Origin of the sequence: Rhizobium sp. OAE497, from assembly GCF_040546565.1 — a bacterium.
Lineage (GTDB): Bacteria > Pseudomonadota > Alphaproteobacteria > Rhizobiales > Rhizobiaceae > Rhizobium.
On the sequence record NZ_JBEPOA010000001.1, the window covers coordinates 506,598 to 521,642 of the forward strand.

At 61.9% G+C, this 15,045-nt stretch carries 13 protein-coding genes and 1 pseudogene; 7 read left to right on the forward strand and 7 right to left on the reverse strand.

Going from position 1 to position 15,045, the window contains the following annotated elements; all coding sequences use genetic code 11:
* Positions 1 to 2 precede the first annotated feature (2 nt).
* On the forward strand, positions 3 to 902 hold the full coding sequence (locus tag ABIE40_RS02560) for a DMT family transporter (RefSeq protein ID WP_199626149.1): 900 nt from the start codon (positions 3 to 5) through the stop codon (positions 900 to 902).
* Here ABIE40_RS02560 and ABIE40_RS02565 read toward each other — a convergent pair.
* Positions 892 to 1,368, reverse strand: a complete 477-nt coding sequence (locus ABIE40_RS02565; RefSeq protein ID WP_199626150.1) for a VOC family protein — start codon at positions 1,366 to 1,368, stop codon at positions 892 to 894. The genes ABIE40_RS02560 and ABIE40_RS02565 overlap by 11 nt on opposite strands.
* A gap of 189 nt (positions 1,369 to 1,557) precedes the next feature.
* Between ABIE40_RS02565 and ABIE40_RS02570 the strand changes: the two genes are divergently transcribed.
* The 5 genes and pseudogenes from ABIE40_RS02570 to ABIE40_RS02590 all read left to right on the forward strand — a co-directional run bounded on the left by ABIE40_RS02570 (position 1,558) and on the right by ABIE40_RS02590 (position 7,536).
* Positions 1,558 to 1,746 (forward strand): hypothetical protein, encoded by a 189-nt coding sequence (locus ABIE40_RS02570; RefSeq protein WP_025555255.1) that lies wholly within the window; start codon positions 1,558 to 1,560, stop codon positions 1,744 to 1,746.
* Positions 1,747 to 1,806: 60 nt separating this feature from the next.
* Positions 1,807 to 2,109, forward strand: a complete 303-nt coding sequence (locus tag ABIE40_RS02575; protein WP_130279100.1) for a hypothetical protein — start codon at positions 1,807 to 1,809, stop codon at positions 2,107 to 2,109.
* A 156-nt stretch (positions 2,110 to 2,265) separates the two neighbouring features.
* Complete coding sequence (locus ABIE40_RS02580; protein ID WP_199626151.1) at positions 2,266 to 4,062, forward strand: acyl-CoA dehydrogenase C-terminal domain-containing protein; 1,797 nt, start codon at positions 2,266 to 2,268, stop codon at positions 4,060 to 4,062.
* Positions 4,063 to 4,099: 37 nt separating this feature from the next.
* On the forward strand, positions 4,100 to 5,308 hold the full coding sequence (locus tag ABIE40_RS02585) for an acetyl-CoA C-acetyltransferase (RefSeq protein WP_199626152.1): 1,209 nt from the start codon (positions 4,100 to 4,102) through the stop codon (positions 5,306 to 5,308).
* A gap of 13 nt (positions 5,309 to 5,321) precedes the next feature.
* Positions 5,322 to 7,536 (forward strand): annotated as a pseudogene (locus ABIE40_RS02590) (FAD-dependent oxidoreductase).
* 162 nt (positions 7,537 to 7,698) lie between these two features.
* Here ABIE40_RS02590 and greA read toward each other — a convergent pair.
* From greA to ABIE40_RS02615, 5 genes are all read right to left on the reverse strand, one after another.
* Positions 7,699 to 8,181, reverse strand: a complete 483-nt coding sequence (gene greA / locus ABIE40_RS02595) for a transcription elongation factor GreA (protein WP_199626154.1) — start codon at positions 8,179 to 8,181, stop codon at positions 7,699 to 7,701.
* Between the two features lie 69 nt (positions 8,182 to 8,250).
* Positions 8,251 to 9,600, reverse strand: coding sequence for a peptidoglycan L,D-endopeptidase MepK (locus tag ABIE40_RS02600; protein WP_199626155.1), 1,350 nt, complete (start codon positions 9,598 to 9,600; stop codon positions 8,251 to 8,253).
* A gap of 135 nt (positions 9,601 to 9,735) precedes the next feature.
* On the reverse strand, positions 9,736 to 11,229 hold the full coding sequence (locus ABIE40_RS02605) for a cobaltochelatase CobT-related protein (protein ID WP_199626156.1): 1,494 nt from the start codon (positions 11,227 to 11,229) through the stop codon (positions 9,736 to 9,738).
* A 138-nt stretch (positions 11,230 to 11,367) separates the two neighbouring features.
* Positions 11,368 to 12,345, reverse strand: coding sequence for an NAD-dependent epimerase/dehydratase family protein (locus tag ABIE40_RS02610; protein ID WP_199626157.1), 978 nt, complete (start codon positions 12,343 to 12,345; stop codon positions 11,368 to 11,370).
* 8 nt (positions 12,346 to 12,353) lie between these two features.
* Positions 12,354 to 12,866 carry a glycosyltransferase family 4 protein gene (locus tag ABIE40_RS02615; RefSeq protein WP_354540951.1) on the reverse strand — a complete coding sequence of 171 codons (513 nt, stop codon included), beginning with the start codon at positions 12,864 to 12,866 and terminating at the stop codon, positions 12,354 to 12,356.
* Positions 12,867 to 12,981: 115 nt separating this feature from the next.
* Here ABIE40_RS02615 and ABIE40_RS02620 point away from each other — a divergent pair, with 115 nt between their 5' ends.
* Positions 12,982 to 13,572, forward strand: a complete 591-nt coding sequence (locus ABIE40_RS02620; RefSeq protein ID WP_354540952.1) for a hypothetical protein — start codon at positions 12,982 to 12,984, stop codon at positions 13,570 to 13,572.
* A 146-nt stretch (positions 13,573 to 13,718) separates the two neighbouring features.
* Here the strand turns inward: ABIE40_RS02620 and ABIE40_RS02625 are convergent, their stop codons facing one another.
* Complete coding sequence (locus tag ABIE40_RS02625; RefSeq protein ID WP_199626158.1) at positions 13,719 to 14,924, reverse strand: MFS transporter; 1,206 nt, start codon at positions 14,922 to 14,924, stop codon at positions 13,719 to 13,721.
* Positions 14,925 to 15,045: the final 121 nt, after the last annotated feature.

Consider the following 15,045-nt stretch of genomic DNA (forward strand, 5'->3'; position numbering starts at 1 on the left):
GCATGGACAAGACGGCAGCCGGTTGGCTTAGTGGCTTTATGGGGATACTCATCTTCAGCGGTTCGCTTCCCGCGACCCGTGTTGCCGTTGCCGGTTTCGATCCGCTGTTCCTCACCGTCGCGCGGGCGGTGATCGCCGGCATTCTGGCAGGTGGCCTGCTGATCCTCTTCCGCGAAAAGCGCCCGCTGCGCAGCGATCTCGTCTCGCTCGCGGTCGTTTCCTTCGGGGTCGTCATCGGCTTTCCGCTGCTGACCGCAATCGCGCTGAAGCATATCACCTCGGCCCATTCGACCGTCTTCATCGGTCTCCTGCCGCTGTCGACGGCGATCTTCGGGGTGCTGCGCGGCGGCGAACGGCCGCAGCCGGTCTTCTGGTTGTTTTCCTGCCTCGGCAGCGCCATTGTCGCCGGCTTCGCGCTGGCACAGGGCGATGGCGCGACATCGGCCGGCGATCTCCTTATGCTCGCGGCCATCGTCGTCTGCGGTTTGGGCTACGCCGAGGGCGCACGCCTTTCCCGCAAGCTCGGCGGCTGGCAGGTGATCTCCTGGGCGCTCGTCCTGTCGCTGCCGCTGATGCTGGTCCTGTCGGTCGTTGCGATGCCGCAGACCTTGCCTGAAATCAGCAATCCCGCCTGGCTTGGCCTTGGCTATGTGTCGCTCTTCAGCATGCTGATCGGCTTCATCTTCTGGTATCGCGGCCTGGCGCTTGGCGGCATCGCCGGTGTCGGCCAGTTGCAGCTGCTGCAGCCGTTCTTCAGCCTGGTGCTGGCGGCAACACTGCTCAAGGAGAGCGTCAGCTGGAGCATGCTGGCGGCAACGCTGGCTGTGGTTGCCTGCGTCGCCGGCGCGAAGAAATTCGCCAAGGCCGCTCCATCTGTGACTGGCGCCGCACTCAGCCGTTGAAGGCTGCCTCTAGCTTGGCGAGGTCGAGCTTCACCATCTGCAGCATCGCTGCCGTCATCCGCCGCGCCTTGGCACGATCCGGATCGGCCATCATCTCGCCGAGCACGCGCGGGGTGATCTGCCAGGAGAGGCCCCAGCGATCTTTCAGCCAGCCGCAGGCTTCCGTCGTTCCGCCATTGCTCAGAAACGCATCCCATATGCGGTCGATCTCGGCCTGGCTGTCGCATTCCACGATGATCGAGAAGGCATGGTTGAAGGCATCGAGCGGTCCTGCCTCAAGCGCCAGATAATTCTGGTCGCCGAGCCGGAATTCGATCACCTTGCAGCTGCCTTCCGGCCCGCTCGGCGTATCGGCGGGAATGACGGTCGAGCGGATGAAGGTCGAGTCCGGGATTACGGAGACATAGAAATCCACTGCCTGCTGGGCGTCCTTTTCGAACCAGAGATTGTTCGATATCCGGGTCATGAGAAGTCCTCCTCTGTTGCCTTTTGGGGTTGAGCAATCCGAGGACGGCTGAGCGGAGCGCTTCCCGACAATTCCGGCACGTTTTCCCGCCCTTTGTCTTCTTTCGTACGGAGAGCAAAAAGCCGTGATCGGCAGGAACTGAGGGGTAGTCCTCGGCGTTGATTTGACGCCTTGAAGGAGGGCGGTCCCATGAGCTCGCACATCGACCCCAAAGTCACATCGCTGCAAGATGCCAGAAAAGTCTGGAGTGTCAGTGATTTCGCCCGCAAACAAGGTCTGGACCGCAAGCAGGAGCGCGAGCTTGTCCAGCTCTTCGGCCACTTCGCCACCAAGCAGGAACTGATGGCAAATTGCCTGCGCCCGAGGCTCACACGATAGCGTTACAAAGCGCAGCTAGAGTGGGCGGCTCACGAGGGCTGATTCTTGCATAGAAATCTGATGTCCGAAATCCGGCATGCGCAGAAGAATATCTCCGGCATGCATCGCTGGCAGCGTCGCTCGCTCATCCGCAAGATTGTCGACGAGCTTCACACACTGCGCGATGACGAGCTTTCCGAGGGCCTCTTCGATCAGAGCGACAATCTCGACAAGCTGATCTTCAATGCCTGCGCCTCGATCACGGCGCTCGCCGAGACCGACGACGCCTATTTCGGCCTCGTCCTCGAGGAGTTTTCCTCACTGTTGAAAACCATGAGCGACGTCGTTCGCAGAAGCGCCGCGCTGTCGGCCGAACTTCACTGACCTCCAGGCGGAAATCTCCGTCCATCCGCTGTGCCGTGATCCTCATCACAAATTCGAGCAAATGCAGAATTTGACGTTTACGCAAACGTCAATATTTTGTAAGACACTCCCATGTGCCGGTCTCGGTCCGGTCTGCGAATTGGAGGAATTCGAACGATGCCAGTCTATAAGGCCCCGGTTAATGACACGCTCTTCGTCCTGAACGACGTGCTGGGTCTGGAGCGCTACAACAATCTCCCGGGCTTTGCGGATGCGACACCTGACATGATCGAGGCAATCCTCGGCGAGGCCGCGAAGGTGGCCGAAGAGGTGCTTTTCCCGCTCAACTATTCAGGCGATCAGGAAGGCTGCAAGCGCGGCGACGACGGCTCGGTCACTGTTCCCAAGGGCTTCAAGGAAGCTTACGACGCCTATTGCAAGGGCGGCTGGACCGGGCTTGCCGTGCCGGAAGAATTCGGCGGGCAGGGGCTTCCCTACACGCTGCATGCGGCTGTCGGCGAATACACCTCCGCCGCCAACATGTCGCTGATGATGTATCCGGGCCTGACGCAGGGCGCGATCGCCGCGATCCTCGTCCACGGTTCCGACGAGCAGAAGCAGACGTACCTGCCGAAGATGGTCTCCGGCGAATGGTCCGGCACCATGAACCTGACCGAACCTCATTGCGGCACCGATCTCGGCCTGCTGCGCACCAAGGCCGTGCCGCAGGGCGATGGCAGCTACAAGATCTCCGGCCAGAAGATCTTCATCTCCGCCGGCGAACACGACATGACCGGCAATATCGTCCATCTCGTGCTCGCCCGCATCGAGGGCGCGCCGGAGGGTACCAAGGGCATCTCTCTCTTCATCGTGCCGAAATTCATGGTCAAGGAAGACGGCACGCCGGGAGACCGCAACGCTGTCTCCTGCGGCGCGATCGAGCACAAGATGGGCATCCACGGCAACGCCACCTGCGTCATGAACTATGACGAGGCGACCGGCTATCTGATCGGCGCCGAAAACCGCGGCCTCAACGCCATGTTCGTGATGATGAACGAGGCCCGCCTCGGCGTCGGCCTGCAGGGCCTGTCGATCTCCGAGATCGCCTATCAGAACGCCGTCAACTATGCCCGCGAGCGCATCCAGGGCCGCTCGCTCTCCGGCCCCAAGGCGCCGGACAAGAAGGCCGACCCGATCATCGTCCATCCGGATATCCGCCGCTCGCTGATGACCATCCGCGCCTTCAACGAGGCCGGCCGCGCCTTCCTGCTGTGGACCGCTCTGAAATCCGACATCGCCCACCGCTCGGCCGACGACAAGGAACGCCAGACGGCCGACGATATCCTCGGCCTCGTCACCCCGATCCTCAAGGGCTTGATGACCGACAAGGGCTTCGACCACGCCGTGATGGCCCAGCAGGTCTTCGGCGGCCACGGCTATATCGAAGAACACGGCATGAGCCAGTATGTGCGCGATGCCCGCATCGCCATGATCTACGAAGGCGCCAACGGCATCCAGGCGCTCGACCTCGTCGGCCGCAAGCTCGGCCTCAATGGCGGCCGCGCCGTCATGGCGCTCTTCAAGGAGATCGGCGATTTCTGTGAAGAGAACCGCAACGACGAGAAGCTCGCCTTCTTCACCAAGCATCTGAAGAAGGGCTTGAACGACGTGCAGGCGGCGACCATGTGGTTCATGCAGAATGCCATGGCCAAGCCCGACAATGCCGGCGCCGGTTCGACCGATTACATGCACCTCTTCGGCCTCGTCGTTCTCGGCTACATGTGGGCGAAGATGGCGAAGGCGGCCGAAGACGCGCTTGCGAGCGGCGACAGCGCTCGCGCCGACTACCTCAAGACCAAGCTCGTCACCGGCAAGTTCTACATGGAGCGCATCATGCCGGAGACGGCGCTGCGCAAGGCCCGCATCGAAACCGGCGCCGACACGATGATGGAACTGGCCGCCGAAGCATTCTGAGTTGAACGGCGCCATACGCCGCGAGGGAGAAAAGACGATGACCGACGTATTCATTTACGACCACGTGCGCACGCCGCGCGGCCGCGGCAAGAAGGATGGCTCGTTGCATGAAGTGCCGTCCGTGCGCCTTACCGCCAAGACGCTGGAAGCGATCCGCGATCGCAACGGGCTGGACACCAACACCGTCGATGACATTATCATGGGTTGCGTCGATCCGGTCATGGATGCCGGTGCGGTGATCCCCAAGGCGGCTGCCTTCGAAGCAGGCTATTCTACCCGTGCGCCCGGTATGCAGATCTCCCGTTTCTGCGCTTCGGGCCTCGACGCCGTGAATTTTGGTGCGGCCAAGATCGCCCAGGGTGCCGATGACATCGTCATTGCCGGTGGCGTCGAAAGCATGTCGCGCGTCGGCCTCGGCATGTCCGGCGGCGCCTGGTTCATGGACCCCTCCGTCAACTTCCCGGCCTATTTCATGCCGCAGGGCGTTTCCGCCGACCTGATCGCAACCAAATACGGCTTCTCCCGCGACGACGTCGATGCCTATGCCGTCGAGAGCCAGAAGCGCGCCGCCAACGCCTGGGAGAAGGGCTACTTCAAGAACTCCGTCATCCCTGTGAAGGATCAGAACGGCCTCACGATCCTCGCCCATGACGAGCACATGCGCCCCGGCACCGACATGCAGGCGCTTGCCTCGCTCAACCCGTCCTTCCAGATGCCCGGCGAAATGGGCGGCTTCGAAGCCGTCGCCATCCAGGCCCACCCGGAGGTCGAGCGCGTCAACTACGTCCACCACGCCGGCAATTCCTCCGGCATCGTCGATGGCGCAGCCGCCGTGCTGCTCGGCTCCAAGGCCGGTGGCGAAAGCCTCGGCAAGAAGCCGCGCGGCCGCATCAAGGCCTTCGCCAATATCGGCTCCGATCCGGCGCTGATGCTGACCGGCCCCGTCGACGTCACCGAAAAGCTGCTGAAGCGCACCGGCATGTCGCTCGCCGATATCGATCTCTTCGAGCTCAACGAAGCCTTCGCCGCCGTCGTGCTGCGCTACATGCAGGCCTTCGACATCGACCACCACAAGATCAACGTCAATGGCGGCGCCATCGCCATGGGCCACCCGCTCGGCGCCACCGGCGCGATGATCCTCGGCACCGTGCTGGACGAGCTGGAGCGCCGCGATCTGAACACCGCGCTGGTCACGCTCTGCATCGGCGCCGGCATGGGCACGGCAACCGTCATCGAACGCGTCTGAGGGAGGAAAGACCATGACCTACAAGAATTTCACCCTCGCGACCGACGCAGACGGCATTGCGCTCGTCACCTGGGACATGCCCGGCAAGTCGATTGAACGTCTTCACCGAAGAGGTGATGGAGGAGCTCAACGCCATCGTTGACGCCACTGTCGCCGACAGCGCCGTCAAGGGCGTGGTGATCACTTCGGGCAAGTCGTCCTTCTCCGGCGGCGCTGATCTGTCGATGATCAAGTCGATGTTCACGCTGTACCAGACCGAGAAGGCCGCCAATCCCGATACCGCCGCACAAAAGCTGTTCGATCTCGTCGGGCGCATGACCGGCCTGTTCCGCAAGCTGGAGACCTGCGGCAAGCCGTGGGTCTCAGCGATCAACGGCACCTGCATGGGCGGCGCGCTGGAAATGTCGCTCGCCTGCCATGGCCGCGTCGCCTCGAATGCCAAGTCGGTCAAGATCGCGCTCCCCGAAGTCAAGGTCGGCATCTTCCCGGGTGCCGGCGGTACGCAGCGCGTTTCGCGCCTCGCCGATGCGCAGTCCGCGCTGCAGATGATGACAACAGGTCAATCGCTGACCGCTTCGCGCGCCAAGGCGATGAACCTCGTGCATCAGGTCGTCGAGCCGGACCAGCTGATCCCGGCCGCCAAGCAGATGATCAAAGATGGCCTGAAGCCGGTCGCCCCCTGGGATGAGAAGGGCTTCAAGGTTCCCGGCGGCGGCATCTGGACGCCGGCCTCCGCGCAGCTCTGGCCGGCCGCTCCGGCGATCCTGCGCCGCGAGACCGCGGGCAACTATCCGGGCGCGCTTGCCATCCTGAAATGCGTCTATGAAGGCCTGCAGGTGCCCTTCGATACGGCGCTGAAGATCGAGCAGCGCTATTTCACCCAGGTGCTGCAGACCACCGAAGCCTTCTCGATGATCCGCTCGCTGTTCATCTCGATGCAGGAACTCGGCAAGGGTGCGCGCCGCCCGGCCGGTCAGCCGAAGACCGAGCTGAAGAAGATCGGTGTCGTCGGCGCCGGCTTCATGGGCGCCTCGATCGCCTATGTCTCGGCCGCCGCTGGTCTCGAGGTCACGCTCATCGACCGCGATATCGACGCCGCCAGCAAGGGCAAGGCAACGGGCGAGGGGCTGGCGAAGGATTCCGTCGGCAAGGGCCGGCTGACGCAGGATGAGGCAGCCGCCATCCTTGCTCGCATCACCCCGTCTGCCGATTACGCCGATCTCCGGGATGCCGGCCTCGTCATCGAAGCCGTCTTTGAAGACCGCGAAGTCAAGAAGGCCGTGATCGAGGCAGTCGAGGAAGCGCTGCCCGAGGGCGCGATCTTCGCCTCCAACACCTCCACCCTGCCGATCACCGGTCTCGCCAAGAACTCCAGGCGCCCGGCCGACTTCATCGGCATCCATTTCTTCTCGCCGGTCGAGAAGATGATGCTGACCGAAGTGATCCTCGGCAAGGAAACCGGCGACAGGGCACTCGCTGTGGCGCTCGATTACGTCGCGGCGATCAAGAAGACGCCGATCGTCGTCAACGACACCCGCGGCTTCTTCGTCAACCGCTGCGTCCTGCGCTACATGTCGGAAAGCTATGACATGCTGATCGAAGGCGTGCCTCCTGTGATGATCGAGAATGCCGCCAAGATGGCCGGCATGCCTGTTGGACCTCTGGCGCTGAACGATGAAGTGGCGATCGACCTATCGCTGAAGATCCTCAAGGCCACCGTCGCCGATCTGGGTGACAAGGCGATCGACCCGCGCCACATGGAGCTCGTCGCCCGCATGGTCGAGAAGGAAGGCCGCTTCGGCCGCAAGAACACCAAGGGCTTCTACGACTACCCGCCGAAGCCCGCCAAAAAATCGCTCTGGCCTGAATTGAAGACCTTCTATCCGCAGAAGAAGGCCGATGAGGTGGATATCGAAGTGCTGAAGCAGCGCTTCCTCGTCACCATCGCGCTGGAAGCGGCCCGCACCGTCGAGGAAGGTATCGTCACCGATCCGCGCGAGGCCGATGTCGGCTCTATCCTCGGCTTCGGCTTCGCGCCATACACGGGCGGCGCCTTGAGCTATATCGACGGCATGGGCGCCAAGGCCTTCGTCGAACTGGCGGAAAAGCTCGCGGCCTCCTACGGCCCGCATTTCAAGCCGACGCCGCTGCTGAAGGACATGGCCGCCAAGGGCGAAACCTTCTACGGCCGCTTCGACCCCTACCGCGGGGAAAAGGAGGCGGCGTAGGCCGCCTCTGGCAGGCTAGGGCAGGCCGCGGCCCACCACCACGCCGTCATGCTCGGGCCTGTCCCGAGCATCTGCAACGGCAGACATGGAGTGAAACGGCAGACGCAAGGAATCCTTAGATCCTCGGCACAAGGCCGAGGATGACGGCCTTGGTGGCCGCTCTCAAGCGATCGCCGTAATCTCCAGCTCCTGATCACCAACCATGGCGACATCGCCCACACCCTTGCCCATCAACCCCCGGGCCACCGGTGAGACAAACGAAATCGACCCCGCCTTGGGGTCGGCCTCGTCCTCGCCGACGATGCGGTAGGTCTGCACGCGGCCGTCGTCGCGGCTGAAGGTCACCGTGCTGCCGAAGGCGACGACATCGTTGGAGGCCGGCACCGGCATCACCTGCGCGGTGCGCACGCGCTCGGCGAAATAGCGGAAATCGCGCAGCGGAATGGCCGTCTGGCGCCGCTTCTCGTTGACATCCTCGATCCCGGCTGCAGCTTCCACGCCCTCGCGCGCCTGCTGCAGCTGCGCTTCCAGCGCCTTCAGCCCGGCTTCGGTGACGAGGTTCGGATGCGGCGAGATCGGCCGGTCGGGCAGGTGGGTTTCTGCCGCGGTTTCGGCGCTCTCTTCCTTGACGAAAGCGGTACTCAATTCTCAAGACTCCATTCAGGCACGCGCCATCATCGGGCGCAGAGGGGCGCTCAGGCGGCGCCCATCCCCTCAGCCTGCCTGATCGGACCCGAAGCGGTCAACATCGAACTCGGCTTCGTCGGCTTCCTCTTCGTCGTCGAGGATCTCGTAAGCCATGCTGTGATCGGCAAGGATCGCCCGGCGGATGATGCGCGGCGCGCTCATGCCGAGCTCGCGGCCGTTGCCATGCAGCGCCCAGCCCATCAGTGCCTCGTCGGAGATGCTGGAAACGCCGCCATCGAGCTCCGGCGACTTGGCGAGCGGCAGCGCCGCCATCAGCTCGGACTGCGCACCGGGCATCGAGCTCGGCTTGAGAGAGGCAAGCGCGCTGGCGCCGAACGAGGGACCGGCGGGGCGGATTTCCGGGCGGATGGCGACCGGATCGATCGAAGCCGTCTGCACCGGATCGACAGGCGCATTCGCCTTCTCGCTGCCAGGCCGCAGAACGGGCAGCGGCACGCTGAGCGAGGCGAGATTGGTATAGCTCTCGGGTGCGGGCTTTTCAGGAACCGGCACGGCCGAAAGCATCGGAATGTCGCGCTTCACGCTGCTACGCGGCGTCGGCACCAGCGCCGTCGCGAGCTTGCTCGGAAGTGCAGCACTGCTGCCCGTATCCTCGTCGTCCTCGACGGAAGCGACTTCGACGGTCTTCACGCTGCCGCGCTTCTTGTATTCGGCGACCGCCTGGTTGTAGCCCGGCAGCGGCCGTCCGTCGGCCGGAACATGCATGGTCTTGCCGGTCGGGAAGATTCGCGCCAGCTCCTGGCGCGACATGCGCGGCCAGGCGCGCACCCGGCCGACATCGAGATGCACGAAGGGCGAACCGGATTTCGGATAGTAACCGACGCCGCCGCCCTGCATCTGCATGGCGATGCCGCGCAGCTTGGCGAGCTGCACGCCCGGAATATAGAAATCCATCGCCTTGCCGAGCATGTGCTGGCTGTTCTTGGCAACGCCCGTCACCCGCGAGCGGGTGCGCAGCATGTTGTTGGTGGCAGGTGAGCGGTAGGCGGAGACGACATGAATGTAATCGCGCCCGCCGGCCTTCTGATAGACCTCCCAGACGAGATCGAGCAGCCGCGGATCCATCCGTGCTGGCTCGTTGCGGCGCCAGTCGCGCAGGAAGCGGTTGATCTGCTTCAACCCGCGCGGATCGAACCTGCCGTCACGCTTGAAGGTGATCGTCGCCTTCTCGCCGGTATGGGTGAAATAAAGCTTCAGCGCCCGGTCTTCGGCAGCAGCCGCAACCTCGGACCCGAGAAAGGCCGGCACCGCCAGGAACGACGCCACGACGGCCCGCACAGCCTGCCGCGCCAGCGCCGAAAAGAGGCCAAACCCCTTCCCATCCTGACCCGCCCGCGTCTTCGCCGCACATTCCATATGACCATCTCCGTCTTACGCGAGTAAAGGCAGCAGAGGTCCGGTGAACGCCTACAATACCGCGCCTGAAGCGGCGATTATGGTCAATAAAGGTTTAACAAGGGGTTGATAGGGGTGGGGAAGGTTTTACTGGCGTTAGGCTGTTTTTTCAGGAGCCATCAGCAGCAGAGGCAAAGCCTTTATGATCTCAAAGCCATTCTCTGATGCTCCTTCCACATGGGAAGTGTTTTTGTAATAGCGTGACAAATCGTGGTCGATGCCAATCCCAATTACGTTCACGCCTTCGCTGCGCGACAGCCATTCAATAGTGGATATGAGGTGTTTAGCGAGGAAGTCGCCTTTGTTGCTCGCGAGCGTGGAATCATCAACTGGCGCGCCATCGCTGATAACAACTATCGATGACTGCCGATCACCATGCTCTTTAATGCGATTGTAGGCCCAAAGCATGGCCTCTCCGTCGATATTCTCTTTCAACAGACCGACTCTCGTCATCAGTGAAACTCTTGACAGCGAGCTAAGTACCGACTGACTAAAGTCCTTGTAAATAATATGCCGCAAGTCATTCAGCCTGCCGGGTGACTTCGGCTTACCGCTGGTTAGCCATTTTTCTCGCGATTGCCCCCCTTTCCATGTGCGGGTGGTAAAGCCTAAAATCTCCGTTTGATATCCAGTTTCCTCGAGAATCTTACAGGCTATGAAACTCCATGCAGCCGTATATTCTATTTTAGGACCTTTCATGCTGCCGGAATTGTCGATCAGCAAGGCAACGCTGGGAAACGGCGCTTTGCTGCCCAATAGCATCTCCGCTTTGATTTTCCTTATTAGGTCTGCATGCTGGTTCTCAAGCGATTGAACAAGAGTTTTGAAGCGCTTTCCTAGGCGTCGTAACTCGGCAGGGTCCGATAGATCTTCCGCACTTACCTCTTCGTCAAACTCTTTTGTATATGCGTAATAGCCGGAATCGGGCGCGTGCTTGCGCCCGCTGCGCGACGCATTGAAATCGACAAAAGTCGGTATTTCCGGAGAAAAATCCGAGAGGTCAATTATTTCCTTAGATATCTCGGGCGCCTCGGTCTCAGTCTTAACTTCAATAGTAGTTGCAGCTGCCTTGATGACTTGACCAAGATCTCTGGTCGCTTGTTTTATTCTTCCTGCCATATCTGAGATGGCGCGCTCAACCTCCTCGGATCCAAGGGGGCGGAAACGAAGCTGTCGCCAGTCAGACCAATTGCGAGATGCTAGTATTTCTCCCATATCGTCAAAATAATCTCCGTCTCCATTTTCGAGTTGTTCGGCAGAAAAATAGTATATCGGAAGAATTAAGCTGTTTTCTCCGAGTTGTTTTTCTCGAAGAAGAAATTTCTGGAATTCATCTCGGCAAGCCGAGCTTGTAAAATAGCCTGGAGTAACAACCGGTATCAAGAAAGTGACGTTTAGAAGGGTCGAATCCAGCCGCTCTTTCCATTGCTGGCCCCATTGGATGTCAGACTTGTCTTGAAATATCTTGAAGGGTCTTCCCGTGTGCATTCGCACCTCGCCCTCTAGACGATGTCGAAGTGCAGTAATTCGTCCGTGATCGTGTTCATCATCTGCACGCACATAGCTCAAGAATGCAACTGGGTCGCTCATCCGGGTCAATAACCAATGGAAACTGGGTCGCCATTCAGCCTAAAATTGTAGCTCTTTGCAAGCTGCGCCTCTCAAACGAGCGACGTTGTACACGTCTCGATAACATTCAAATTGATGGTTGGGCCATGCCCGCAATTCTCAAGCCATCACGCCTTCCATCTCCCGATGAAACTCCAGCGACCGCCTGATCCCTTCCTCAAGGCTCACCTTCGGCGCCAGCCCGAATTCCCGCTGCAGCGCGGTATCCCCGCAGCGGTAGAACACGCCCTCAGGCCGGCTCGCGGTGCCGTTGACCTCCGGTGACCAGCCGAGTTCGCGGGCGATCAGTCTGGCGAGTTCGATGAAGGAGGTGGCGTCCCCGGTCGAAAGGTTGAGGCTGGTGCCCGAGGTCATGGCGTCCATCGTGTCGATGACGAAGCCGATGCAGTCGGAGATGTGGATGAAGTCGCGGCACTGGTGGCCGCTGCCCCAGACGGAGACGTTCGGCGCCCCGCGTTCGCGGATCAGGCGGCGGCAGATGGCGGGGAAGGGGTAGGCGAGGTCCTGGTCTTCGCCATAGCCGCTGAACGGGCGGTAGGCGACGGCGCGGCCGCCATAGCGCTCGACATAGAGCTTCATCAGATATTCGCCGGTCAGCTTCGTCCAGCCGTAGCTGAGGTCCGGCACGCCGATCGGCCGGTCGAAGGAGATCATGTCTTCGGAAAGGATCGTCTGCGCCTCGAAGGTCTGCAGCGAAACGGGATAGGCCGCACTCGAACTGAAATAGACGACATTTCCAGGCCGTCTCTCGCCCGCCCAGCGCCAGAGCGCGGCATCGACGGCGAGATCCTCGGCAACGAGAAGCGTCTGGCTCTCCAGCGTCATGCGCCCGCCGACGAGTGCCGCGAGATGGAAGACATAGTCGAAATGCTCGTCCGTGCGCTCGAAATAGCTGCGGCAATCCTCCTGCAGGAAGGTGAAACGGCGGTTGGAAAGCAGCCTAGGCGATGGCGGCAGCGCGCCCGTGCCCGGCTTCATCAGGTCCACCGAGACGACGTCCATTCCTTCGGCAAGCAGCCGCTCGCATAGATGCCGGCCGACGAAGCCGCATCCCCCAGTCACCAATGCACGCGCCATGATCCCTCCTAGGCCGCAAGAAAGGCATTTTCCCCCGTGTAGATCGCGATCATCCGCTGGTCCCATTCCTGGCGGGAGGGCGCGATCTTCTGTCCGAAGGCGCGGGCGCCTTCGGTAAGCTTCTGGACAAGGCTGTCGCTCTTGACCTTGTTGAGCGCATCGGCAAGCGAGGCGGCATCGCCGCTCTTGAACACCAGCCCGGCGCCATTCGCCGCGATCTCTTCAGAGATCAGCGCATTGCTGCTGACGATCAGCGGAATGCCGCTCATGATCGCCTCTGCCGCGACCAGGCCGTAAGGCTCGGGCATCCGCGACGGCATGATGAAGACGCGCGCCTCGCCGGCAAGCTTGGCGACGGTGGCATCGTCGAGCCAGCCCGGCACCCAGCAATGCGGCAGGGTCTTCTGCATCTCTTCCAGCAGCGGCCCGCGGCCGATCAGCGTCGCCGCCTGGCCGGTCATCCGCAGCGCTTCGCCGAGTGTGCGCACACCCTTTTCCCAGGTCATGCGGCCGAGAAACATGATGCGGTCGCGCAGCCAGGGTTCGGTCGGCTGGCGGGGTCAGCGGTTCGGTCGGCGTGCGCAGCGTCTGGAAATGTTTGAGCGGCCCCGGCGTCAGATAGGCCTCCATGTTCTCATGGGCGAGGATCACCTCGATCCGCTCCCAGAAGGCATCGCCGACACCCGCCTGCGCCAAGGTCCGGCGGAAGCGCCAGAGCTTGTGGAGATAGTTGCGCTTGTCGCAATTGGTGGTCAGGCAGCTCATCGACATCGGCGTCACCGAGCAGATCTCGCCGCTCTTGTAGTTCAGGAGGCCGCCATTCGGGCAGTTCAGGAAGAAATCATGGGCGGTGATGATGACGCGCGCATTGCTCTGCGACAGCGCGTGGAAGATCGAGGGCGACAGAATCTGGTTCCAGCCATGGACATGCACGACGGTTTCGTCGGCGGATTCGGCGAGCAGCCCGGAGAGCGCCTCATAGGCCCGCTTGTTGAAATGCCGGTCGAAGATATTGGCGATCGCGGGCCCGTCGCGCAGCGGCTTTTCGCCGAGCGCAATGGTACGCACATCAAGCCCGTATTCCTTCAGCCCGGCCCCGTCGTCGCCGACGAAGAAGGTGCAGTTGACCCCGGCATCGACGCATGCCTCCAGGCACTGGATCGCAACCTTGGTGGCGCCACCCCGGACAACGGACACGTCATTGACGACAATCAGGCGCATGTGTGAAACCAAAGCGTTGCCAGGGGCCCAGGGCGGACCCGTGTCGATGAGGATAGAAGATTGTTGCCCGGCTCAATGAGGCGATGGATCGCACGCTATTGCAATTCAGCCTTTTGCATTAGCCTACCATTGCGCGCATAGGCGGCTGCATTTTATGCAACCGCCGCGCTTGGCTTTCCCGCCCTCATCACCGCCAGCAGCCCGGCAAGGCTGACCAGCACGATCGCCGTGCCATAGATATCTGTCGTCAGCGCATAGCCGATCGATTTCGCCAGGAAACCGGCCAGAATGGCGGGCAGGCTGAAGGCGAGATAGCTCTGGATGTAGAAGGCAGACAGCAGGCCCGCCCGCTCGTCAGCCTTGGCAAGCGGCATGATCGAGCCGACCGAACCCATGAAATTGACGCCGAAGCCGATGCCGGTCAGCAGCGTGCCGGCGAGCAGCACTGGAACATTGGCAAGATGCACACCCGCGACGACGGTCAGAATACCCGCAGTCGTTGCCGAAACACCGAAGCGAAGATTGGCCCTCGGCGCCTGCGCGCGGCGCAGATAGACGGCGATTGCGCCGGAGATCATCAGCGCGGTGACGACAGCGCCACCCGTCAGCGGCGCGTGGCTGCCGGTAGTTGAGACGACGAGCGAGGGCACGAGCGACAGATAGAAGCCGCCGAGCGTCCAGTTGGCGATGTTGATCGGCGTCACCAGCGCCAGTGTCCGCTTCACCTGCGGCGGCACGGCGATCTGCGGTTTCAGCGACGCGAGCATGCCCGGCCGCTTGCCGCCGGTCTCCGGCGTCAGCCAGATCGCGACAGCCTGGATCGCAAAGCCGATCAGCAGTAGCGCATAGACGAGGTGCAGCGGGAAGGGGCCGTACTGGATCAGCGTGCTGGTGCCGATCGCGCCAACCGCCATGCCCGAAAGCGGCGCCAGCGAATTGACGAGCTGCCCGCGGGCGCGGTCGACATCGACGAGCGCCGCCCCGATCGAGGCGCCGGCAATGCCTGTGGCAAGACCCTGGACGATGCGGGCGGCGATCAGCCAGCCGGGGCCGCTGGCGACGGTGAACAGCGCCATTGCCGCGATCTCCAGCATGAGTGCCGTAAAGATCACCGGCTTGCGGCCGAGATGGTCGGAAATCGAACCGGCGATCAACAGCGCCGTCAGCAGCGCGAAGGCATAGACGGCGAAGACGACGGTGATCATCACCGGCGAGACGGAGAAGCTCTCCTGATAGATGCGATAGAGCGGCGTCGGCGCCGCCGACGCGCCGAAGACGGTGGCGAGCGTCACGGCATGAAAGGCGATCGGATTGCGGGCTGCGGCATCCGCTTCACTGGATTTGCGATCCGAGACCATCTATATACCTCTTAAAGCTAAATCGTTGCGTTTGCCTCATGTAGGGCGGCGCGATGCTAAAAGCAAATAATTTGCGTTTATGGTTCTATGAGAATCGCTGAACGATCGACGCCGGGCAGGA